Raw genomic sequence first — 21,506 nt, 5'->3', positions numbered from 1 at the left:
CGCTGGAATGCTTGCGTGGCGCGCGTCACAAAGTGTCGCGACGAGGTTTGCGAGCAGGCGGTGAGGAGCGGATATGCCGGAAGTCGGGTCCGCATCGGATGGTCCACTGGCCGGACTCGTCGTGGTCGATCTGTCCACGACGCTGCCCGGAGCGCAGGCGACGCAGTTCCTCGCCGACTGCGGCGCCGACGTGATCATGGTGGAGCCCCCCGACGGCAGTCCGCTGCGCGAGCACGCCAGCTGGCCTGCCCTGCTGCGAGGCAAGCGCAGCGTCACCCTGGACTTGCACGACGACGTGGATCTCGTGCGCTTACGGATACTCCTGCGCAGCGCCGACGTCATGGTCAACACCATGCGGCCGACCACCGCCGAGCGCATCGGCCTCGCCAACGGCGCGTTGTCGACGGCCTACCCGCAACTCGTGGTGGCGACGATCACCGGCTGGGGCTCGACCGGGCCGTTCCGGGACTACAAGGGCTGGGAGGCGCTGGTGATGGCGAAGACCGGCGTCATGCACGAGAAGCGCGGACTCGCGCCGCGGCCGGGTCCGGCTTTCATCACATTCGCGTACGCGTCGTGGGGAGCGGCTCACGCCGCGGTGCAGGGGGTGCTCGCCGCACTGCTCGAGCGGGAGACCAGCGGGCGAGGCCAGGTCGTCGAGACCAATCTGGTGACCGGTATGGGTTCGATGGATCCCTACAACTGGTTCTACGAGATGGTCCTGGAACGGTATCCCGGTGCGTTCGAGCCGATGGATGCTGCCTATGACGACCAGGGCAGGCCACAGGCGTATCTCATCTTCGCGTTGCTCGTGTGCCCGACCAAGGATGGCCGCTGGCTGCAGTTCGCCCAGGTGTCGCCCAAGTTGATCGGAGCCTGGCTCGCCGAACTGGACCTGCTCGAGGAGCTTGCCAAACCGAAGTGGCAGGGCTTCCCGATGCTGCCGACCGCCGAACTGCGCACCGAGTGGTGGGACATGATGATCGAACGGGTGGGCGCCCGCACACTCGCCGAATGGCAGCAGGCGATGGAGGAGAACCCCGACCTCAGCGGCGAGCTGTTCCGGACTCCGGAGGACTCGCTGGACCATCCCCAGACCTCACACGAGCGCCGTGCCATCACCGTAATCGACGCCGATCTCGGGCCGGTGCGGCAACCGTCGACCCTCATTCACGTCGACGGCAACCCGTTGACCGAGGTGCGCCCCGCGCCCCGGATCGGCGAGCACAACAGCGCGTTGTCCGTAGCGGAGCTGGTCGACCGGCCGACCACCCCTGATGGCGTCGTCCCCGACTACCCTCCGCTCAAGGGCGTCTCGGTGCTCGAGTTCGGCAGCATGTTCGCCGGCCCGTATGGTGCCACCCTGCTGGCCGACCTGGGCGCCCGCGTGATCAAGGTCGAGCCGCTCGCGGGTGACAACATGCGCAACCTCGTCGCGTTCCCCGAGGCTGGTGGCGCAAAGGTGTTGCAGGGCAAGGAAAGCGTCGCTATCGACTTCACCAAGCCCGAGGGGCTGGAGCTGGTGTACGAATTGGCGAAGCGATGCGACATCGTGCTGCAGTGCTTCCGGGGTAAGGCGGCCGAGCGGTCGAGGATCGACGAAGCCTCGCTCAGGGCGGTCAACCCGGACCTGGCCTTCGTCACGACTTCCGGTTACGGGGTCGACGGCCCGTTCGCACACCGCGCGGCCTACGCGCCGTCCGTCGGCGCGGCCTCCGGTCTGGCGCTGGTCGACAGCCACGACACGGGCGAGGCACCCGTCGACCTCGACGACCTCCACAGCAGGGCGGTCAGACTCCACGCCGGCGGGGCCGTCCCCGCTGTGCAGTCCGACGGGATCGCAGCCCACGGCGTCGGCTCGGCACTTCTGGTCGCCCTGTACGCCAAGCGGCACGGACGGACGCTGACGAATGCGGTCACCACCATGCTGGGCACGGTGCAGCAGGCGATGATCCCGTACAACACGAGTTATGCGACGCGTCCGCCGCATATGGCCGCCGACGATCAGTTCTTCGGGATGAACGCGCTCTACCGGATGTACCGCGCGTCCGACGGGTACATCTTCCTCGCCGCGCCGCTACCGCGGGAATGGCCCGCACTGGCAAAGGCGTTGTCGCCCTACGTCGATCTGCACGCCGACGAACGCTTTGTCGATGCCCAGTCCCGCGCCGCCCACGACGGCGAGCTGACCGCCGCGTTGACGCCCGTGTTCGCGACCAAGACCAAACTGGAGTGGGAGCACGAACTTTCCGACCAGGACGTCGGTTGCGTCGAGGTAGTCGAGGCCAACTCCGAATTGGTGCTGCAGACCGACCCGTACTTCGAGGCGGGTTACGCGGTCGAGGCGGTCAGCCCGATCTTTGAGCAGCACCGTCGGCTTGCGCCCCTGTGCCGGTTCTCGCGATCGCGGACCAGGGCCGACGCCGGCTGTACGGTCGGCCAGCACACCGACGCCGTCCTGCGGGAGCTGGGGCTTTCCGGTGACAGGATCGCCGAGCTCCGATCCAAGCAGATCGTCGGCGGGAACTGACGGGTTCAGCGAGTGCGCGGTTCGATACGGCACGCACGTGGCGTCCGTATGAACTGCACAGTTCGGAGGATGCAGTCAGTCGCCGCGTTCGGCCATCAGCGCGCGGGTTTCATACGACACCGGCGCGGTCAGCATGCCGACCCAGGCGTCCACGTAGTTATGCAGCTGCGCTTCGCTGAGTCCGTGCCCGGAGCGGGCCGCGGCGGCAAGCACATTGATCAGGCTGACGTACAACTGGAACGTGCGGCCGCGACGGATCCGCTCGGGCAAATCCTGTAATGCGGCGTCGACGAGTTCCTCGAGCTTCTCCTGGGTCCACTCGTCATCGATGTGATCCGGCCAGTAGGCGCTGCGCGCCCGCGGATCTTCGACGAGCCGGGCAAGGAACGGGGCGAACATCTCGCCGGCGGCGATGCTGTTGGCCAGCGGACGCGCCAGCAACCACACCACGGCGCGGGGATCCGCTTCCTTGCCCTGCTCGCGCATGGTCGCCAGCATCTTCTGGCGATCGGCCCCGAGGGACGCCTGACGGTATGAGATCAGTGCGCGGATCAAGCCGTCGCGCGAGCCGAAGTGGTAGCGGATGACCGAGGTGTTCGACTGTCCGGCGGCCTGCTGGATCTCTCGCAGCGTCACGGCATCGATGCCGCGGGTGGCGAACAGTCGTTCGGCGACCTCCATCAGCATCACCCGGGTCGATTCTCCCGAGGAGTTGCGCCTCCGCGTGCCAGCGGCGGACTCGGTTCCCAGCTCAGTCATCCGTTCTCCCGTCTGTCTCAGTCTGACCGGCGTGGCCGCCATTGAACATAATAATGCTGCTGTATTAAAAATGCTGGACTTGCTTTTGATCAGCTGGCATCATGCGAATGAGCAACCAGACCCGTGGAGGACCAATGAGCATGATCTGGACGAATTCGGGCGACTCCCACTTCCTGGAGCCCGAGGACCTCTGGCAGTCCCGGTTGCCAAAGGCGCTCGCCGACCTGACGCCGCGCGCGGAGAAAGACCCGGACGGCGAGTACGAAACCGTCTCCGTGGACGGGCAGATCTTCCGGCGCAAGCTGCCGTCGTCCGCGATGACGGCTTTCATCGAGGAGAGCATGAAGCCGCAGGGCATTCGCGACGCGAAGGTCCGGCTCGGCGACCTGGACAAGGAGGGCGTGTGGGGTGAGGTGATCTTCCCGTCGCTCGGTATGTGGGGGTCGACCTTCCGCACTCCCGAACTGCTGAAGGCGTGCATGCGCGCCAGCAACGAGTGGGCACTCGAGGAAATCTGCGCGGTGTCGCCGCGGTACGTGGTGACCGCGCAGGTGTCGACCCTGGTGGTCGAGGATGCGGTCGAGGAGTTGCGCTGGGCCGCCGAACAGGGCTTCAAGGCGGTCTTCCTGCCGACCACCCCGCATCCCAGCGCCCCTGATTGGCACCGCAAGGAATGGGAGCCGTTCTGGGCGGCTGCCGAGGACGCCGGCATGGTGATCGCGTTCCACATCGGCACCGACCCGGTCGACATGACAGTGGGCGGCGCATCGGGCGGCGCGGGGCAGGTGTACCGCGGGCCGGGCGGCGCAATCATGAACTACGCGGAGACGACGTTCTCGGGTCAGCGGGCGGCGATGAAGATGGTCGCTTCCGGTGCGCTGGACCGGCACCCCGACCTCAAGGTACTGATCTCCGAGGGAGGTGCGACCTGGGTGCCGTTCCTGGGCGACCGCCTGCTGGAGGGCTACCGCCAGCACCACATGGCCGTGCGGCCGAAGCTCACCCGCAATCCCAAGGAGATCTTGTTCAGCCAGGTCTACGCGTCCTTCCAGCACGACGAGACCGCGGTCGCCGCCTACGAACATATGGGCTACAGGAACGTGATGTTCGGCAGCGACTACCCGCACATGGAGGGCACCTTCGGTCACACGCAGGACACCCTCAAGGGGCTGTTCGACGGTGTGAGCGATGAGACCCGGCTGCGCATCACCCAGGGCACGTTCTACGAACTGTTCCCCAGCGTGCCGCCTATCCCGACCGAAAAGTTCTGAGCCCGTGTCTAATTCGTCTGGCCTGCGGGACGTTGCGATCGTCGGCGTCGGCGCCACACCGTACTACAAGCGCGGCGGATCGCTACCGAAGTCGATCACCGAATTGGCCGGCGACGCAATCCTGGCGGCCTGTGAGGACGCCGGCATACCGGTCACCGACATCGATGGGTTCGCCTACTACTCCGGTGCCAGCGCGGGTTACACCGAGAAGATGGACTCCGCCGACTTCATGGAAACCCTGGGGATTCCGGAGATCCGTTTCACCGCGGCGTTGACCTCCGGTGGCGGTGGTTCGGCGGGTGCGATCGGGCTGGCCCGAGCCGCCATCGTGGCCGGCGACGCCTCGGTGGTGGTCACGGTGATGGCGCTGCAGCAGGCCAAGCAGCGGTTGGGTTCGGTCTTCTCGGCGTTGGAGCCGGATCCGATCAACTCGTTCCTGCAGCCATCCGGCCTCTTCGGTCCTGGACACCTGATGTCGGTCATGGCCCGGCGGCACATGCACTTGTACGGTACCCGTCGCGAAGCGTTCGCCGAGATTGCCCTTTCGACGCGGGCGAACGCGGCGAATCGACCGAAGGCCATGCACCCCGAGCCATTGACGCTCGAGGACTACTTCAACGCACGGATGATCGCAGAACCCCTGTGCCTCTACGACTTCTGCCAGGAGACCGATGGCGCGGTGGCGGTGATCACCACCAGCGCCGACCGGGCGAAGGATTGCAAGCAGCCGCCGGTCCCCGTGGTTGCCGCCGCCCACGGTGGCGTCCGCGACTGGGGGAGGGCATTCGCCTGGATGGGTATGCCCGACGAATACTTCGCCTCGTCGGGCAATGCACCCATCGCCAAGCGGCTTTACGAGCAGGCCGGCATCAGCGCGGGCGATATCGACGTGGCGCTGCTGTACGACCACTTCAGCCCGATGGTGCTGATGCAGCTCGAGGACTACGGGTTCTGCGGCAAGGGCGAGGGTGGCGCATTCGTCGAGAGCGGAGCGATCCGCTACGAAGGTGGTTCCATTCCGGTCAACACCCACGGCGGTCAGCTGTCCGAGGCGTACATCATCGGGATGACCCACATCATGGAAGGAGTCGAGCAGATGCGTGGCACCGCCATCAACCAGGTTCTCGACGCTGAACTCGCCCTGGTCACCGGTGGCCCGGCGAGCCTGCCCGTGAGCGGGCTGATCCTGGGTCGTGCCGCATGAGCACCGCTGCGGTCACCCTGGCCGCCACCATCCCCGGCGAGCACGTGCGGATCGCCGTCAACAAGGACACAGAACCGTTCTGGCAGGCCGCGAAGGAGCGTCGGCTGGTCGCGCCGCAATGCGCTGACTGCCAGACGTTCCGGCTGCCTCCGACTCCGTTCTGTCCCACTTGCCAATCAAAGGCGGTGCACTGGGTCGAGCTGAGCGGCCGGGCCACCGTCTACAGTTTCGCCGTGGTGCACGGCTTCCCTGGCATGCCCGAGCTCGTCCTAGTGCCTGCCGTGCTGGACCTTCCCGACGCCCCTGGTGCCCGACTGGTGTCGAACGTCGTCGATGTCGCGCCTAGTGACGTCACGATCGGAATGTCGGTGCGCGTAGATTTTTCACCGATTACTGACGGATGGCTGCTCCCAGTTTTCCGAGTCGACGGCGAGGAGTGAGGGCCATGTCCGACGACAGTGCTCTGCACGAGAAGCCTCTGGAGTTCCTCACCAGCATTGCGAATACCGGCGGGTCGTGTGACGGTCAAGCGATCCTGCCCGAGAACGGGCACTATCGGTGCACGTGCTCATGCGACAACTGGGACATCGAGGTCGATGATCCGCAGGAAGGCTTGCGGCTGGCCCGCATTCACACCGGAAGTACGTCACGCTGAATAGGAGCCCGCGCGTGGGGAATTTGAACGGCGAAGTCGCCGTCATCACCTGAGCCGCAGGCGGGCAGGATACCCCGGCCATGAAGCGTGGCCTGGTCGGGTCGGTGCAGGCGCTTGCAAATCAACTGGCGCAGTACTGCAATGGGTCAATACGATTCACCCGACCGGCGTGGCGACCGGGATGGTCATGAACGACGCCATGGCCACAATGGGTGAAGCCAACGACCCCGGACTGTCCTCGATGCAGCATGCGCTGCCCATCCAGATCCTCTTGCCGGCGGACATCACGAACGCAGTGGCCTTCCTGGTGTCCGACGAGGCCAAGTTCATCACCGGCATCACCCGGCCGCTGAATGCCGGCTTCCCCGTTCGCTGACAATCCTCAGGAGCGCGAGCAGTATCGCACTCGCCCAACACGTAGTTAACCTAGTTGGATGAGTGGAGTGTGATCGGCTGCCCGGTTTCGATCAACTATGACAGTTGACTGTCGTAGCATGACAAGACGCTGCTGATTCGAGTACGTGCTCGGTCGCCGTCAACCGGAAGGATCTCATGAGCGAGAGTCAGGCAGGCGCAACATGTCCCGTCAAGGACCTGGAGTCGAACACGCCAGACTCGCCCGCGCTGACGCACTTCCGCCTGCCGGACGAGTGCCAGGATGACGCGCGGCCGGCCTTCCGGAACCGGGAGGCCGGCGTCGAGTATTGGGTATTCACCGACAACGCGGTGATCCTCGATGGTTTGCAGCACCCGGACAAGTGGTCGAGCAGCTTCATCGTGCCGACCGACCCGGAGCCGCCGTACAAGTGGATTCCGATCATGATCGACCCGCCCGACCATGCCAAGTGGCGGCAGGTACTGGCGGAATACTTCTCGCCCGGCCGCGTCAAGGGCCTCCGCGAGGCGCAGCAGAAGCTGGCGGCGGAACTCGTCGACCAGCTCGTCAGCGACGGCGGGTGCGACTTCGTCGAACGGACTCGCGCGTGTTCCCGTCGACAGTCTTCCTCACGATAATGGGCGTGCCCGTCGAGGATCTCGAGCAGTTCATGGCCTGGGAGGACAAGATCCTGCATCAAACGGGCGTGGGAGGGGAAGCCAACGCCGCGCGGCTCGAGGACATGACGCACGTGATGGGTTACCTCTCCGGCCTCATTCAACAGCGCCGCGAGAACCGCGACCCGGATGCCGTCGCTGCCGCTGACGTGGCTGACGTGAGCGGGCCGCGCACGGAGCGCACAGGGAGCGCCTGATGGCCGGAACTGTGGGGTTTCTCGGGGCCGGCCAACTCGGCGAACCCATGGTGGCGCGCCTGCTCGCGGCGGACCACGACGTGCTGGTGTACGCCCGGCGCGACGACGTGCGGAGCCGGCTGGTGGACCGGGGCGCCACGCCGGCAGGCTCCGTGGCAGAGTTGGCGCGCGGCAGCGACATCCTCATCGCCTGCCTGTATGCTGACGCGCAACTGCGCGAAACGGGCCTCGGCCCGGAAGGTTTCATCGCCAACGCGAAGCCAGGATCGGTGTTCGTGTCCCACACCACCGGCACGTTGGCCACCTTGCAGGCCTTGCAGGAGTCCTCCCCGGCTGGGCCGGTGATCCTCGATGGGCCGGTCAGTGGGACCGTCGAGAACATCGATGCGGGCACGTTGACCGTGCTCCTCGGTGGACCTGCCGACGCCGTTGCCAGGGTGACACCCGTGCTGTCCGCCTACGCCGAACCTGTGGTGCCCACCGGGGAACTCGGCAGTGCGTTGGCCATCAAGCTCGTCAACAATCTGTTGTTCGCGGCGAACGCTCAACTGCTCGCAGCAGCAACGGAACTGGGCGGCCAGCTGGGTGTCGAACCGACCGCGTTGTTGTCGACGTTGCAGGTGTGCAGCGCCCGCAGCCATGTGGCGGCTCACGCACACCGCATCGGTGGGATGGAACGCTTCGAGGAAATGGCCGGTCACTTCCTGCGTAAAGACGTTGCCGCGTGCCGTGAGGCCGCCATCGAAGCGGGGGTCGACCTCGGGCTTCTGGGGATGGCCGTACGGGAAGGGCCGTTATCACTCGATGCGGTCGACACGACGCGGGAGGGAACACGTTGACGACGGGACGGCTGGCGGGCAAGGTCGCGTTCATCACCGGTGCTGCCAGGGGGCAGGGACGTGCCCATGCGGTCCGGATGGCACACGAAGGGGCCGATGTCATCGCCGTCGACATCGCAGCCCCGCTTCCCGAATGGGTGCGCTACCCGTCGGCCACACCGGACGATCTCGACGAGACGGTGCGGGCAGTCAAGGCTGCGGGGGGCCGAATAACGGCCACGGCGGCCGACATCCGCGATCTCGACGGACTGCGGACGGCCGTCGATCAGGGAGTCGACGCCTTCGGGCGGCTGGACATCATCGTTGCCAATGCGGGAATTTGCGTCCCTGCGCCATGGAATGAGATCACCCCGGAGTCGTTCCGCGACATCATTGACGTCAACGTGACGGGCACCTGGAACACGGTGATGGCGGGTGCTCACCGCATCATCGAAGGAGGCCGCGGCGGCTCGATCATTCTGATCAGCTCCTACGCAGGCGTCAAGGTGCAGCCGTACATGGTGCATTACACGGCCAGCAAGCACGCGGTGACGGGAATGGCCAGGGCTTTCGCGGCCGAGCTGGGCAAGCACGAAATCAGGGTCAACAGTGTCCATCCCGGACCGGTCAACACCCCGATGGGTGGCGGTGACATGATCGCCGCGTTGTTCTCCGCGATTGAGAGCAACCCCACGCTGAACAACATGGGTACGCCATTCCTGCCGCAGTGGGCGTGCGAACCGGAGGACGTCGCGGCCGCGGTGTGTTGGTTGGCGTCCGACGAGTCACGCTTCGTGACGGCAACGCGGCTGTCGGTCGACCAGGGCATGGCGCAGTTCTAGCGCACCAGGGTCACGTCGTGGTCGGGGCGGCGCCACCCGCGGCTAGTGAACTGGCCTGACCAAGGTTCAGAGCCGGTCGAGATAGTGCTCGACCAGTCCGACCGACATGCGGGGATAACTTTGAGCCGTCACCACATCTAAGCCGTCACGCTCTAGCAGGCGGGCGAGCCGATTGTTGATCAGCGACAGAACAAAGGCGGCTATCAGCTGGTAGTAGGCGATGTCGCCGGTGAGGGTCCCACCGAATTCGAGGTAGCGCCTGACGATCTCGTCGTCGTCCGGAATACCGGGCAGGCGGGTGAACCCCAGTGCTTCGCACAGAAAGCGCTCGAACATCAGCCACCAACCGACGTCGATGTCCGGTGGCCCGGTGCCCGCGGTCTCCCAGTCGAACAACGCGACGACCGAGAGGTCATCACCGAAGCTGATGTTCCCCACCCGCGCGTCGCCCCAGACCACAGTCTCCGCGTCTGTGTCGGGTGCCGCATCCACGATGACGCGCAGCGCCTCGGCCAATGTGGCGCCGCCTACCTGCATATCAGCACGGCACCACTCGTACCAGCCGCGCAGTTTATCGAGGTAGCGCTGCAGCGCTGTCCTACTCGGATCGGTCCCGCCACGGAAGAACGCCAGCGTGTCGAGGTCGTCGATGCGGTGAAGCGACACCAGCGCCTGCAACCCGTTGTCGCACAGCAGCCCTCGCTCGACGGGGGACAGTTCGACGGTCCAGCCTCGCTTGTGCCAACTGGGAACGTCGGACGGCGTTCGACCTCGCACCCGTCGCATCAGATAGAACGGCGATCCCAGAATCGAAGCGTCGCGTTCGATACCGACGACGTCCGGCACTGGAATTCCATGTGCGGCGAGACGTTTCATCACCTCGGCCTGGCGCGGTGCGTCGGGCGTCGTGAACAGCTGGTGGTCGTCAGCCTGTGCGCGCAGCACCAGATCAGCGCTGTGACTTTCGCCGTCCGGGTCCTTCCACGAGGCAGTGAAGAACGCTGTCTTCCCTGAGTAGCCGGCCGGTGGGGCGATGAACTCGGAGATCTCGAAGTCGGTTGTGCCATCGGGCGCGATGCTCGGCGGCAGCCAGGTCCGCAGAATGTCGCTCGTCCGACTACCGAATTGGCCGCGCGAAGATGTGTAAACCATCGTCCCCCTTCGCGGAACTGAACACTACTGTCAGAATAGCGGGATGAACGGCAGACAGCTCAGCGGCATAGCGCTCGGCGCTTACGTGCTCCCCGGACGCGTCGCCGACCCCGCGGTCGTCGTCAACCAGGCGAAGGCCGCCGAGCGTCTCGATCTGCACACCGTATGGCTCAGCGAGCGATGGGGGACCAAGGATCTCGGGGTGATCGCAGGCGCGGTCAGCCAAGCCACCTCGAGGATCCGGATCGCCTCGGGCATCACCCATCTCCAGTCCCGGCATCCCGCACTGCTGGCGTCGCTGGCAATGACGGCTCAGGCGCTGTCGGGCGGACGATTCATGCTCGGCGTCGGACGCTCGGTCGACGCGATGTGGGCGGCGGTGGGGCTACCTCGTTCCACGAACGCGTCGATCGTCGACCACGCTGACATCTTCCGCCGGCTGTGCCGGGGTGAGAAGGTCAGCTACGACGGACCCGCGGGCAGGTACCCGTCGTTGCGGCTCAATGACATACCGGATCAGCCGGTCCCTCCTGTGGTCTTCGCGGCGATCGGACCCAAGGGCCTGGGGCTCGCGGGTCGCCACTTCGACGGGGTGCTGCTGCATCCGTTCCTGACCCCCGCCGCCGTCGAGCGTTCGGTACGGCGCGTCCGGGACGCCGAGCGCGCAGCGGGCCGCCCGGTGGGCAGTGTGCGGGTGTACGCCACCGTCGTGGTCGCGTGCGAGCTGCCGGCCGAGGAGGAGCTCGCTGTAGTGGACGCTCGGGCGGTGACGTACTACCAGATTCCCGGATTCGGCGAGCGGTTGGCGGCAGTCAACGGGTGGGATCCGGAACCATTGAGCAGGTTGCGAAGTCACCCGCTACTCGCCGGTGTCAGGGGTTCCGCGGACTCGGTGCTCACTCGCGAGAAACTCGTCGAGGCCGCCTCCGCCTTACCTAGGCCGTGGACGGCGGAGGCGGCGGCGGTCGGGTCGGCGCGATCCTGCCATCTGATGTTCGAACGCTTCCGCGAGGCCGGTGCCGACGAATTGGTACTGCACGGCAGCACGCCCGACCGATTCGACGCCCTGCTCAACGGCGCCGACGCCAGATCATCAAACTAGTTAAACATTGAGCGGATTAGATCTACACTTCGCCCGTGGACTTGAAACTCCAACGCATCGCCGCGTGGGGCGGGGTCGTCATGCTCGCGCTGTTCTTCGTCTTCTTCATGCTCATCGCCAAGCTCATCCCGCCGCTCTCGCCGACCGCGAGCGCCCAGTCCATCGCCGACTTTCTGGTTGCCAACAAGCTCCGGGTGCGAGTCGGCCTGGCGTTCAGCCTGCTCGCTGCATGCCTCGCGCTGCCGTGGTTGGCCACGATCTGCCTGCGGGTGCGACGGGTCGAAGGCAAATGGGGTGTGCTGTCGGTGACCCAGATCTTCGGTGGCGTCATCTTCGTGCCGGGCTTTCTGTTCCCGATGATGGTGATGGCCACCGCAGCGTTTCGGCCCGAAGAGCGTGATCCCCAGATCACGCAGGCGCTCAACGACGTCTTCTGGTTGATGTTCGTCGGCATCGTGGGAACCCTCGTCGTGCAGGCCGTGGTGCTCACGACCGCGTCGTTCGTCGACCGCACGACACCGGGGACGTTCCCGCGGTGGTTCGGCTACCTCAACGCCTGGTACGCCCTGCTCGCGCTGCCCGGCGGCGCGGTGATGGTCTTCAACAGCGGGCCGCTGGCGTGGAACGGCGTCTTCGCGTTCTGGATTCCGTTGGTGGCGTTGAGTGTCTGGATGATCGCGGTGACCCTGGTGCTGCTCCGCTCGATCAGTGCGGAGCAGGCCGCCGAGCGATCCCCCACCCTCGTGGCTTCGTGACAGTTCATGCATCCTCGCTGACCGCGACGCCGGTGCGGCGCGTGCCCGGTGAGAGCGGCACGTGGGTGTTCCTGTTCGGCGACATGCTGGTATTCGGCGCGTTTTTCGCCACCTTCATGGTCGAGCGGGCCAACAACCCCGAACAGTTCGACCTCGCGCGCAAGACGTTGCACCTCGGGGTTGGGTTCACCAACACGCTGGTACTGCTGACGAGTTCACTGCTCGTGGTCATCACGTTGCGTGCGCTGCGGTCGGGAGCCCGGCACATCGCGCGCTCGGCCACCGTGGCGGCAATGGCGTGCGGCGGAGTGTTCATCGCCCTCAAGACCTTCGAGTACTACTTGTTGGTGACCGGTGGACACGCGGTCATCGCCAATCACTTCTACCTGTACTACTTCGTCCTCACCGGTATACATCTGCTTCACGTCTGTGTCGGTATGGCGGTGCTGACATTCCTGCTCACCCAGACGCGGCGGCACGAACTCGGACCAACGCGGATGGCCGTCGTGGAGGGCGGGGCTTGTTTCTGGCACCTCGTCGACCTGCTGTGGATCGTGCTGTTTCCACTGCTGTACCTGGTGTCGTGATGCCGGGTCCCTCCGTATTGGCCTTCGTCCGTGGCCGCGCGGGCGTGTCCTGGCTGGTGTTGATCGCAGCGACGGTGGTGTCCTTCGCTCTGGGCGCCGACCATGGCACCGGTTCGGCGATGGCGGTCGTCATCCTTGGGATCGCCGCGATCAAGATACGGCTCGTCGGGCTCGACTTCATGGAACTGCGAAACGCTCCAAAGCCTCTGCGGATCGCATTCGAGGGATATTGCGTGGCGCTGTGGGCCTTGCTGTCCGCGCTATACCTGTTTCTGTGACTGTCTGTGCAACGTCCGGCAGCGCGTCAGCCGCCCAGTCGCAGACCGGTGTTACGGGTCCCGAACACGTCGGTGGCCATGATGGCACCGAGTTTATTTGCATCCCATCGCTTTTGGCCGTTGGAGACCGACGTCACCGGATGCCAGCCCTTGAGCAGCTGCAGATGCTCGCCCATGGCCCGGATCACCTGACCGCTGACATGGCCGGCTTCGGGACTGGCGAGCCACGCCACCACGGGAGAGCCCAGCGACGGGTCCTTGGGATCGAACTCGTCCTCGGCGCGCTCGTCGGGCTCGATGGCCGCCTCTGCTCCCGGCATGGACGCGGACATGCGCGTGCGTCCACCAGGACTGATGGCGTTCACGGTGGCGCCGATCGATGCGAGCTCGAGACTGAGCGTCTGGGTCAGGCCCACGATCGCCGACTTCGCGGTGCTGTAGTTCGTCTGACCGAAGTGGCCGTGCAGGCCGGCGCCCGAGGTGGTGTTGATGATGCGGCCATAGACTTTTGCGCCGGATTCCTTGGATTCCGCGCGCCACTTCCGCGCGACCGCGCGGCTGGTCAACCAGCTGCCGCGCACGTGCACCCGCATCACCAGGTCGAAGTCGTCGGCCGTCATGTTCCATATCGCCTTGTCGCGCACGATGCCCGCGTTGTTGACCACGATGTCAACCCTTCCCAGCTGCGAGTAGGCGCGTTCCACGGCAAGATCTACCTGCTGCTCGTCGCCCACGTCGCTGAAGTCGGACACCGCCCTGCCACCGCGGCTCTCGATGATCGAGACGACCTCGTCGGCGACCTTGCCGGTGCCCTCGCCGGAAAGGGTCGTGCCAAGGTCATTGACGATCACCGTCGCGCCATGCTTGGCCAGTTCGAGTGCGTGGCCACGGCCGATGCCATGCCCGGCGCCGGTCACCAGGGCGACCTTGCCGTCGAGTAGTCCGGTCATGAGTCCTCTCTTGGGGTGAAGATCGTGAGATACGGGCTGTCGGGATCTGTCTCGTCGACGGGCCGGAAAATCGCGGTGACGGGCATTCCGACCCGGAGGCGCTCGGGTTCGACGCCCTCGATGGCGGTCATCAGCCGCGGGCCCTCGGGCAGCTCGACGATCGCGGCCACGTAGGGCAGTCGCTCGCTGAACGGAGTCAGATCATTCACGTACACCGTCGAATACGTGTACAGGATTCCGGTTCCGCTGGCCTGAACCGGGTGGACGTCGTCGCTCCAGCAGTGGGGGCAGAACGGCCGCGGGTAGTGATGTACCCGGCCGCACGGCCGGCACTTGGCGATCAGCAGGCGACCCTGCCGCGCCGCGGCCCAATACGGCTCGCTGACCTGGTCGATGACCGGGATATCCGCGCGCGCCATCTACTTCACCACCCGGTGAACTCGGTCGGGCGCTTGTCGATGAACGCCTGCACACCCTCTTTCGAGTCATGTGAGTAGGACTGGATCTCCTGGGCCATCGCCTCGGCAACGAACGCCCCGGACCGATCGGTGTCGGGCGAGTCGTTGAGCAGTCGCTTGGTGAACGCGATGGCGCTCGTCGGTGCCGCCGCCAGCCGCCCGGCGAAGTCGGCCACCGCCGCGTCCAACTCGGCCGGGGCGACCACGCGGTTCACCAGACCGAGTGCCAACGCTTCGGCTGCCGTCAGGCGCTCTCCGAAGAAGGCCATCTCTTTTGCCTTCTGCATGCCGATCCTTCGAGGCAGCAGGTAGCACCCGCCACCGTCGACGACCAGCCCACGCTTGACGAATGACTCAGCGAAATAGGAATTTTCGGTGGCGACCACGAGATCGGACGCATAGACAACGTGGGCCCGCAGGCCTGTCGCAGCACCCTGCACCGCGGCGATCACCGGCTTGTGGCAATCCAACACGCTGGCAACCAATTTCTGGGCCCCGTTCATGATGCGTCGCGTCGGCTCCAGCACTCGCTTCTCGCCCCGCGCCCGCCGGTCCGCCAGCGAAGCCACGTCAGCGCCCGAGCAGAAGTGTTTCCCGTTGGCGCGCAACACCACCGCGCGTACCTTCTCGTCGTCCGCGGCGGCGGCCAGCAGCGCGATGATCGTGTCGCGGTCGTCGGGCCGGACCGCGTTCGCGGCCTCTGGCCGATTGAGGGTGATTGTGAGGATGCCATCGGTGGTGTCGGATAGCACGGCCGCAGTGGTGTTCATGGTGTGTAGGTTGCCTCGAGGTGTTTGATGCCGTTGACGAAGTTGGATCTCAGCATGACCGGCTCGCCGGCAGCGCTGATGTCGGGGTAGCGGTCGTAGAGCATCTCGAAGGCCACTTTCAATTCCAAGCGGGCGAGGTGGGCGCCGAGGCAATAGTGAGGGCCGGGTCCCCCGAAGGCGATGTGGTTATTCGGCTTTCGTGCGATGTCGAACGCCTCGGGGTCGGCGAATACCGCGGGGTCGCGATTGGCGGCCGGATACCAGACGACTACTTTGTCGCCGGCGGCGAAGGTGTGTGTCACCTGCCCGTCCGCGTCTGTCAGCGTCACACCGTCGCGGGTTACGGTGCGGCGCATGTGGATCACAGGACTCGCATACCGCAGAATCTCCTCGACGGCAGTCGGTGCCAACTCGTCGTAGTCCGCCAGCAGCCGTTCGCGCTGGTCCGGATGCGCGCTGAGGATCTGCAGGCCATGCGTGAGCGCGTTGCGGGTGGTCTCGTTGCCCGCGCCGATCAGCAAGATGAAGAACTTCGCCAGTTCTTGCGGCGTCAAATTCTCCTCGTCGGAGGTGACGAGCTTGCTGATCACGTCGTTACGCGGCCGGGCGATGCGGTCTTCGGCGATACTCCTGAGCAGTTCGATGAGCCGCTCGCTGGCCTCGGAGACCGCCGCCCCGATGCCCGCCGCGGTCTGATCGGGTACGTACTCCGGATCTGAGGCGCCGAGTACGACGTTGGTGGCATGGACGATGAACTGCTCGTGCTCCCGCGGCACCCCGAGCATGTTGTCGATGATGCGCAGCGGAAGCAGCGTGGCGAACGCTGAGACGAAGTCGCACTTCCCGGTGCGGGGCATCTCGTCCAGGATCTCTGCGGTTGTCTCCTCCACCAAGCCACGCATCTCGGCGAGAATGCGCGGGGTGAATCCGCGGGAGACGATCTTGCGAAGCCGCATGTGCTCGGGGTCGTCCATGTCGATGATGGACCCGCGGTATTCGCGCATCTCGGCGGTCTGATCGAAGATCTGGGTACCGTGCCCGGAGCAGAACTCGTCGGCTCGTCGGCTGATGTCGACCACATCGCGGTGCGCGCCGACCGCCCAGAAGCCGCGGGCGCGGGGAGCATCGGGCCGGTTGGTGCGCACGAAGACCGGGCCAGCGTCCCGCAGGCGCCGGTAAATCTCCGCGCGTTCTGCGGGATGTTCCTGCCACCACCGCAGGTCGATCAATGGTGCGAACTGTTGCTCGTCGACGTCGATCGCGCTCACAGCTCTAGATTCTGGCACTCATGTCACTTATAGGCAATGTCGGGTAGGCGTCCGTTGAGGGGATTGCGCGGTTTTCCCCTCCTTGATCCGCAGCGATATCTAACATTAGTGTCACTAGTGGTCGAGTCCGCCAAGAAGCGATCGACAAAGGACAGCCGAGGAGGGCACATGACGGACCGCACCCCGCTGAGAGTCGGCATCATCGGTGTGGGGTGGGGCGCGCACGTACAGGTGCCAGGTTTCCGGGCGGCGGCGGGCTTCGAGCCCGTTGCGCTCTGCGCCCGCACCCCGGATCGTCTGGAGCGCGTCTCGGCCAAGCTCGGGATCGAGGAGACGTCGACAGACTGGGAGTCGTTCGTCCAGCGGGACGACCTCGACGTGATCTCCGTCGCCACACCGACGGTGCTGCACCGCGACATGACGCTGGCCGCCCTCGCCGCGGGCAAACCCGTGCTGTGCGAGAAGCCGCTTGCCGGCGACCCGGAGGCGGCCCGCGAGATGGTGCGTGCCGCCGCGGCAGCCGGCGTACCGACGGCATGCTGCTTCGAAAATCGCTGGAATCCGGACTGGCTCGCTGTTGCTGATCGGGTGCGTTCGGGGTTCCTCGGTGACCAGTACCTGGCACGGGTGAGCCGCAGCGCGTCGTACTGGCACCCGAGCCATCCGCCGCAGGCGCGCTGGATGTATGACCGGGAACAGGGTGGCGGCTACCTCGCCGGGATGCTGGTGCACGACCTCGACTTCGTGTGCAGCCTGTTCGGTGCGCCCGAGGAAGTGTGCGCCGAGGTCACCGTCAGCGACCCCGTCCGTCACCTCGCCGACGGCGAGACCCTGCGAATCACCGCAGATGACACCGCAGCTGTGCTCATGCGGATGCCGTCCGGCATGACTGCGGTGCTCAGTGTCTCGGTGATGGGTGCGCACGCCGACCACTACCGCCTCGAGGTGTTCGGCTCGGACGGCACGATCATCGGGGACGGCGATCTTCGATCGGCACGGTACTCGGCGGGTCTGGCCACCGATGACGGATTGACCCCGCTGGAGGTGGATGAGCGTGAACCCGCCCACCCGGACCGGCTGCCCACCGGCCTGGCCGGCCATGCCAGTCGGGCGATGGCGCTCATGCTCGAGGACTGGCTGCCCGCCTTCGACGGCGAGCCGAGTACCGCGGCCACGTTCGAGGACGGGCTGGTGTCACTCGCGGTGATCGACGCAGCGCACCGCTCCGCCCAGGGCGGTGGATGGGAACCGGTACACGCCAAGGCGTGAGCGGTTCAGCCCAGCGCTGCCTCCGCGGGCGGATAGATGAGCACGCCACGGATATTGGCACCGGCATGCATGTCGGCGTAGCCGTCGTTGACCTTAGCCAGGGGATAGGTGCGGGTGACCATCGCATCCAGGTCGACCTGTCCGGCACTGGAGAGCTCCAGGATCTTCGGGATGTCCGCCCGTGGATTGCCCGAGCCGTATAGGGTTCCGACGATCTGCTTCTCGGTGAGCGTGAGATCCATCAGGTTCGCTCGGATCTCGCGTTCCAACATCGGGTGGATATTGGTGACCACCAGCTTGCCGCGTTTGGCCGTCATTGCCAGCGCCTGCCCGATGAGTTGACCATCACCGACGCCCATCGCGCAGATGAACTTGTCCACCCCGCGGTCCCAAGTCGCTTCGGCAACAACACCTTTCGCCTCTTTCCAATCCGCTGCCGTGTGGGTGGCGCCCATCTTGAGCGCCTCCTCCCGCTTGTACTCCGACGGGTCGATGACGGTGATCGTGCGGGCGCCGGCCAGCCGTGCACCTTGCACTGCCGCGGCGCCGATGCCACCGACGCCCGCAACAGCAACCGTGTCACCCGGTCGGACGTCGGCGGCATAGACAGACGATCCCCATCCCGTGATGAAGCCGCAGCCCAGCAGGCACGCCCGGTCCAGCCGGTAGTGGTCCGGGATCTTGACGCAACTCGCCTCGTGAACGACGGTGTGGTGCGCGAACGATCCGACACCACAAGCCAGTGCGAGATCCTCGCCGTTGAGGCGGTGGCGTGCGGTTCCGTCGTGAATCTGCATGCCCGAGTAGATCTTTGCGCCAAGGTCGCAGAGGCTTTGATGGCCCGTTGAGCACGACGGGCACCGGCCGCAGGACGGGATGAAGCTGAACACGACGTGGTCGCCGGGGGCGAGCCAGGACACGTGGTCGCCGACCGCCTTGACGACGCCCGCACCCTCGTGACCGCCGATGCAGGGCAGCCGGATCGGCATGTCGCCGGTGACGAGATGGTCGTCGGAATGGCACATACCCGAGGCATGCAGCTCGACGAGTACCTCAGTCGCCCTCGGCGGGTCCAGTTCGATGGTCTCGATCGACCATGGCGTGTTGCGCTCAAACAGCACGGCGGCCTGTGTCTGCATTCCGTGATTTCCTTCCGGCCTAACGGATGATGGCTTGATATTCGACGAAGCCCGCGAGGCCCTCGGGGCCGCCCTCGCGACCGATGCCTGATTGCTTGAATCCGCCGAACGGACTGCCGAAATCGAGGACCGCGGTCGAGTTCACCGCCACCGAGCCGACCTGAAGTCGTGCTGCCACCTCAGCGGCCCGTTGCTCGTCGGCCGACCAGACCGCGCCCACCAAGCCGTAGCGGGAATCGTTGGCAATGCTGACCGCATCTTCTGCGTCCGGTTCGCTGTCGTCGTACGCTATGACGACGGCCACCGGACCGAAGACCTCCTCGCGAGCGATCTCCATGTCGTTGGTCGCCGCCACCAGCGCGGGCGCGACGAACCATCCTGGCAGGTTCGGTCGTTCGCCGCCGACGAGCACGGTGGCTCCTTCGTCCCGTGCCCGCCGCAGGAACCCTTCCGCCTTGTCGCGAGCGGCTTCGTTGATCAGTGGACCGATATCGGTGGATCTGTCCGCGGGGTCTCCGACGGTCAGCGCTTCGACGGCCACCTGGAGCGCACTCACGAACTCGTCGTATCGGCTGCGGGGCAATAGGATACGCGTCAGCGCGGCACACAACTGACCGTTGTTGCCCATCACGCCGCCGACCAGACCCTTGACCGTCCGTTCCAGCGGCGCGTCGGGCAGCACGATGGCCGCCGACTTGCCTCCGAGTTCGGTGCTGCAGCGTCGCACTCTGGTGCCACACGCCGCGCCTATCTTGGCGCCCACCGTCGTAGATCCGGTGAAGCTGATTTTGTCGACCCCCGGATGCTCGACGAGCAGCTCGCCGGTCGAGGTGCCTCCGTTGACGACGTTGACCACACCGTCAGGGATGCCGGCCTGCTCGATCGCCTCCATCAGCACGCCGAAGGCCAGTGGTGCGTCCGGAGCGGGTTTGAGCACCACCGTGCAGCCGGCCGCCAAGGCGGGGCCGAGTTTGAGAGCGGCGATGAACAGCGGGGTGTTCCACGGGACGATCGCCCCCACGACACCGACGGGCACCTGGCGTACCTCCACGGTTCCACCCGTCATCGAGGGGCGGGTGGCGGTGAACGGATACTCGGGTGCGATCGCGGCATAGGCCTTCAATACGCCGGTGGCGGTGAGGACCTGCCCGAAGGTGCTCCACGACCGCGGCGAGCCGATCTCCGCCGTGGCCAGATCGGCCAGTTCGCCCTTGCGGGCAGTCAACGCGTCGGCGAGCCTGCCCAGCGCGGCGCCCCGGTCGGCGGGGGAGACCTGCCTCCACGTCGCCAACGCTGCACGCGCGGCGGCGACAGCGGCATCAACCTCTTCGGTGCCCGCCACGCCGATCGCGCCCACCACTTGGCCCGTAGCCGGTGACGTCACCTCCACAGTTTCCGCGAGTGCACCTGCAGCCCACTTTCCCGCTACGTAGCTCGCCGCCAACTCGACCATGGGCACCGATTCTGGCAGCGATGTCATTTTCAGACAAGCGGCTCATTGGGGATGATGGGAGATCAACCTACCCGTGGAGAAGATATTCTGACACTATTGGTCACTATGACCGCTATGCCTGACAGTGATACCGATGGGACCGAGGGCCGCCCGTGGGAAGTGGTCGTGGAGCGGGGCAAGATCGCGGAGTTCGCCGAGGCCATGCTCTCCGACAACCCAGACTTCCGCGGACCCGGCGCGATCGTGCCACCGACCTTCCTCACCACCGCCGCCCGCTGGGCGCCGCCCGGCGTGCGCGTCAATGTGGGGTTCGATCGAAAGCGACTGCTTCACGGCGAGCAGGAGTACACCTTCCACGGCGAGGTGCCCACCGCCGGCGCGGTCCTGACCGCGCGGGAGCGTCTCGTCGAGCGATTCTCCAAACCGGGTAAGCGGGGCGGCACCATGCAGTTCGCCACCGTCGTCACCGAATACCGCGACCCACAAGGAGCACTCGTGGCGGAGGCCAGGGCGACCTTCATCGAGACGGCCGCGAAGTGAGCGCCGCACTGCAGGTGGAAACGCAGGCGCCGGCACGAGAGTTCGGGCCGCTCACCCGTCAGATGTTCGTCCGCTACGCCGGGGCGTCCGGCGACCTCAACCCGATGCACTACGACGACGAACTCGCTCGCTCGGCGGGGTATCCCTCGGTGTTCGGGCAGGGGATGTTCTCCGCGGCCCTGCTGGCTGGATTCGCCTCCGATTGGCTTGGGGCAGGCAACGTGCGCCGATTCGGGGTGCGTTTCCGTGAACAGGTGTGGCCCGGTGACGTGCTCACCTGCTCGGGGACGATCGTTGACGTCACCGAGGAGCCGGGCGCGGACCGGGTGACGGTGGAGTTGGCGGCCACCCGCCAAACGGGCGGGGTGGCTGTGACCGGCTCGGCGGAGTTCCTGATTCCGCGAAACACGACAGCGAGCGGCGCCGTCAGCCCAGCCACACCATAGGCTGGACGCA

Annotated in this window: 25 protein-coding genes; 17 read left to right on the top strand and 8 right to left on the bottom strand. The window is 65.9% G+C overall.

Annotation, left to right across the window (positions count from 1 at the left end; translation table 11 throughout):
- The first annotated feature begins 73 nt into the window (after positions 1-73).
- Positions 74-2,530 (top strand): CaiB/BaiF CoA-transferase family protein, encoded by a 2,457-nt coding sequence (locus BHQ18_RS04590; protein ID WP_069412414.1) that lies wholly within the window; start codon positions 74-76, stop codon positions 2,528-2,530.
- Positions 2,531-2,605: 75 nt separating this feature from the next.
- Here the strand turns inward: BHQ18_RS04590 and BHQ18_RS04585 are convergent, their stop codons facing one another.
- Positions 2,606-3,289 carry a TetR/AcrR family transcriptional regulator gene (locus tag BHQ18_RS04585; RefSeq protein WP_069412413.1) on the bottom strand — a complete coding sequence of 228 codons (684 nt, stop codon included), beginning with the start codon at positions 3,287-3,289 and terminating at the stop codon, positions 2,606-2,608.
- A 134-nt stretch (positions 3,290-3,423) separates the two neighbouring features.
- On the opposite strand from BHQ18_RS04585, the gene BHQ18_RS04580 reads away from it, so the two are divergent.
- From BHQ18_RS04580 to BHQ18_RS04545, 9 genes are all read left to right on the top strand, one after another.
- Complete coding sequence (locus tag BHQ18_RS04580) at positions 3,424-4,560, top strand: amidohydrolase family protein (RefSeq protein ID WP_069412412.1); 1,137 nt, start codon at positions 3,424-3,426, stop codon at positions 4,558-4,560.
- Between the two features lie 4 nt (positions 4,561-4,564).
- Positions 4,565-5,764, top strand: coding sequence for a thiolase C-terminal domain-containing protein (locus tag BHQ18_RS04575; RefSeq protein WP_069412411.1), 1,200 nt, complete (start codon positions 4,565-4,567; stop codon positions 5,762-5,764).
- Positions 5,761-6,204, top strand: coding sequence for a Zn-ribbon domain-containing OB-fold protein (locus tag BHQ18_RS04570; RefSeq protein ID WP_069412410.1), 444 nt, complete (start codon positions 5,761-5,763; stop codon positions 6,202-6,204). The genes BHQ18_RS04575 and BHQ18_RS04570 overlap by 4 nt, the downstream gene beginning before the upstream one ends.
- Before the next feature lie 5 nt (positions 6,205-6,209).
- Positions 6,210-6,419, top strand: coding sequence for a hypothetical protein (locus BHQ18_RS04565; protein ID WP_069412409.1), 210 nt, complete (start codon positions 6,210-6,212; stop codon positions 6,417-6,419).
- 169 nt (positions 6,420-6,588) lie between these two features.
- Positions 6,589-6,795 carry an SDR family oxidoreductase gene (locus tag BHQ18_RS30890; protein WP_069412408.1) on the top strand — a complete coding sequence of 69 codons (207 nt, stop codon included), beginning with the start codon at positions 6,589-6,591 and terminating at the stop codon, positions 6,793-6,795.
- A gap of 176 nt (positions 6,796-6,971) precedes the next feature.
- A complete protein-coding gene (locus tag BHQ18_RS04555) occupies positions 6,972-7,433 on the top strand; it encodes a cytochrome P450 family protein (protein ID WP_234794068.1) in 462 nt (153 codons plus the stop codon).
- A gap of 5 nt (positions 7,434-7,438) precedes the next feature.
- On the top strand, positions 7,439-7,669 hold the full coding sequence (locus tag BHQ18_RS30400) for a cytochrome P450 (RefSeq protein WP_234794067.1): 231 nt from the start codon (positions 7,439-7,441) through the stop codon (positions 7,667-7,669).
- Complete coding sequence (locus BHQ18_RS04550; protein ID WP_069412407.1) at positions 7,669-8,508, top strand: NAD(P)-dependent oxidoreductase; 840 nt, start codon at positions 7,669-7,671, stop codon at positions 8,506-8,508. The genes BHQ18_RS30400 and BHQ18_RS04550 overlap by 1 nt, the downstream gene beginning before the upstream one ends.
- A complete protein-coding gene (locus tag BHQ18_RS04545; protein WP_069412406.1) occupies positions 8,505-9,329 on the top strand; it encodes a mycofactocin-coupled SDR family oxidoreductase in 825 nt (274 codons plus the stop codon). The genes BHQ18_RS04550 and BHQ18_RS04545 overlap by 4 nt, the downstream gene beginning before the upstream one ends.
- Before the next feature lie 66 nt (positions 9,330-9,395).
- On the opposite strand, the gene BHQ18_RS04540 is transcribed toward BHQ18_RS04545, so the two are convergent.
- Entirely contained in the window at positions 9,396-10,481 is a 1,086-nt protein-coding gene (locus BHQ18_RS04540; protein WP_069412405.1) for a phosphotransferase family protein, read from the bottom strand.
- Positions 10,482-10,524: 43 nt separating this feature from the next.
- On the opposite strand from BHQ18_RS04540, the gene BHQ18_RS04535 reads away from it, so the two are divergent.
- Genes BHQ18_RS04535 through BHQ18_RS04520 form a run of 4 tightly spaced genes read left to right on the top strand, consistent with a single transcriptional unit; the run spans position 10,525 to position 13,203 of the window.
- Positions 10,525-11,583, top strand: coding sequence for a TIGR03857 family LLM class F420-dependent oxidoreductase (locus BHQ18_RS04535; protein WP_069412404.1), 1,059 nt, complete (start codon positions 10,525-10,527; stop codon positions 11,581-11,583).
- A gap of 35 nt (positions 11,584-11,618) precedes the next feature.
- Positions 11,619-12,338, top strand: a complete 720-nt coding sequence (locus BHQ18_RS04530; RefSeq protein WP_205866044.1) for a hypothetical protein — start codon at positions 11,619-11,621, stop codon at positions 12,336-12,338.
- Positions 12,335-12,925, top strand: coding sequence for a cytochrome c oxidase subunit 3 (locus BHQ18_RS04525; protein WP_069412403.1), 591 nt, complete (start codon positions 12,335-12,337; stop codon positions 12,923-12,925). The genes BHQ18_RS04530 and BHQ18_RS04525 overlap by 4 nt, the downstream gene beginning before the upstream one ends.
- Positions 12,925-13,203: a cytochrome C oxidase subunit IV family protein gene (locus BHQ18_RS04520; RefSeq protein WP_069412693.1), complete on the top strand. Its 279-nt coding sequence runs from the start codon at positions 12,925-12,927 to the stop codon at positions 13,201-13,203. Before BHQ18_RS04525 ends, BHQ18_RS04520 begins: the two co-directional genes overlap by 1 nt.
- A 26-nt stretch (positions 13,204-13,229) precedes the next feature.
- On the opposite strand, the gene BHQ18_RS04515 is transcribed toward BHQ18_RS04520, so the two are convergent.
- The 4 genes from BHQ18_RS04515 to BHQ18_RS04500 are packed head-to-tail and all read right to left on the bottom strand — an operon-like array spanning position 13,230 to position 16,649.
- Complete coding sequence (locus BHQ18_RS04515; RefSeq protein WP_069412402.1) at positions 13,230-14,153, bottom strand: SDR family NAD(P)-dependent oxidoreductase; 924 nt, start codon at positions 14,151-14,153, stop codon at positions 13,230-13,232.
- On the bottom strand, positions 14,150-14,572 hold the full coding sequence (locus tag BHQ18_RS04510) for a Zn-ribbon domain-containing OB-fold protein (protein WP_069412401.1): 423 nt from the start codon (positions 14,570-14,572) through the stop codon (positions 14,150-14,152). Before BHQ18_RS04510 ends, BHQ18_RS04515 begins: the two co-directional genes overlap by 4 nt.
- Before the next feature lie 5 nt (positions 14,573-14,577).
- On the bottom strand, positions 14,578-15,381 hold the full coding sequence (locus BHQ18_RS04505; protein WP_069412400.1) for an enoyl-CoA hydratase/isomerase family protein: 804 nt from the start codon (positions 15,379-15,381) through the stop codon (positions 14,578-14,580).
- Positions 15,378-16,649, bottom strand: a complete 1,272-nt coding sequence (locus tag BHQ18_RS04500; RefSeq protein WP_069412399.1) for a cytochrome P450 — start codon at positions 16,647-16,649, stop codon at positions 15,378-15,380. Before BHQ18_RS04500 ends, BHQ18_RS04505 begins: the two co-directional genes overlap by 4 nt.
- Before the next feature lie 168 nt (positions 16,650-16,817).
- Here BHQ18_RS04500 and BHQ18_RS04495 point away from each other — a divergent pair, with 168 nt between their 5' ends.
- Positions 16,818-17,918 carry a Gfo/Idh/MocA family protein gene (locus BHQ18_RS04495; protein ID WP_069412398.1) on the top strand — a complete coding sequence of 367 codons (1,101 nt, stop codon included), beginning with the start codon at positions 16,818-16,820 and terminating at the stop codon, positions 17,916-17,918.
- A gap of 5 nt (positions 17,919-17,923) precedes the next feature.
- On the opposite strand, the gene BHQ18_RS04490 is transcribed toward BHQ18_RS04495, so the two are convergent.
- Both BHQ18_RS04490 and BHQ18_RS04485 read right to left on the bottom strand, forming a co-directional pair.
- Positions 17,924-19,057, bottom strand: a complete 1,134-nt coding sequence (locus BHQ18_RS04490) for an NDMA-dependent alcohol dehydrogenase (protein WP_069412397.1) — start codon at positions 19,055-19,057, stop codon at positions 17,924-17,926.
- A gap of 19 nt (positions 19,058-19,076) precedes the next feature.
- A complete protein-coding gene (locus tag BHQ18_RS04485; RefSeq protein WP_069412396.1) occupies positions 19,077-20,537 on the bottom strand; it encodes an aldehyde dehydrogenase in 1,461 nt (486 codons plus the stop codon).
- Positions 20,538-20,615: 78 nt separating this feature from the next.
- On the opposite strand from BHQ18_RS04485, the gene BHQ18_RS04480 reads away from it, so the two are divergent.
- Both BHQ18_RS04480 and BHQ18_RS04475 read left to right on the top strand, forming a co-directional pair.
- Positions 20,616-21,050 carry an FAS1-like dehydratase domain-containing protein gene (locus BHQ18_RS04480; RefSeq protein ID WP_084293879.1) on the top strand — a complete coding sequence of 145 codons (435 nt, stop codon included), beginning with the start codon at positions 20,616-20,618 and terminating at the stop codon, positions 21,048-21,050.
- Positions 21,047-21,496, top strand: coding sequence for a MaoC/PaaZ C-terminal domain-containing protein (locus tag BHQ18_RS04475; RefSeq protein WP_069412394.1), 450 nt, complete (start codon positions 21,047-21,049; stop codon positions 21,494-21,496). The genes BHQ18_RS04480 and BHQ18_RS04475 overlap by 4 nt, the downstream gene beginning before the upstream one ends.
- Positions 21,497-21,506: the final 10 nt, after the last annotated feature.

This window comes from Mycolicibacterium flavescens, assembly GCF_001722335.1.
Taxonomy (GTDB): Bacteria; Actinomycetota; Actinomycetes; order Mycobacteriales; family Mycobacteriaceae; genus Mycobacterium; species Mycobacterium flavescens.
This window is presented reverse-complemented; position numbering and strand designations above follow the sequence as displayed.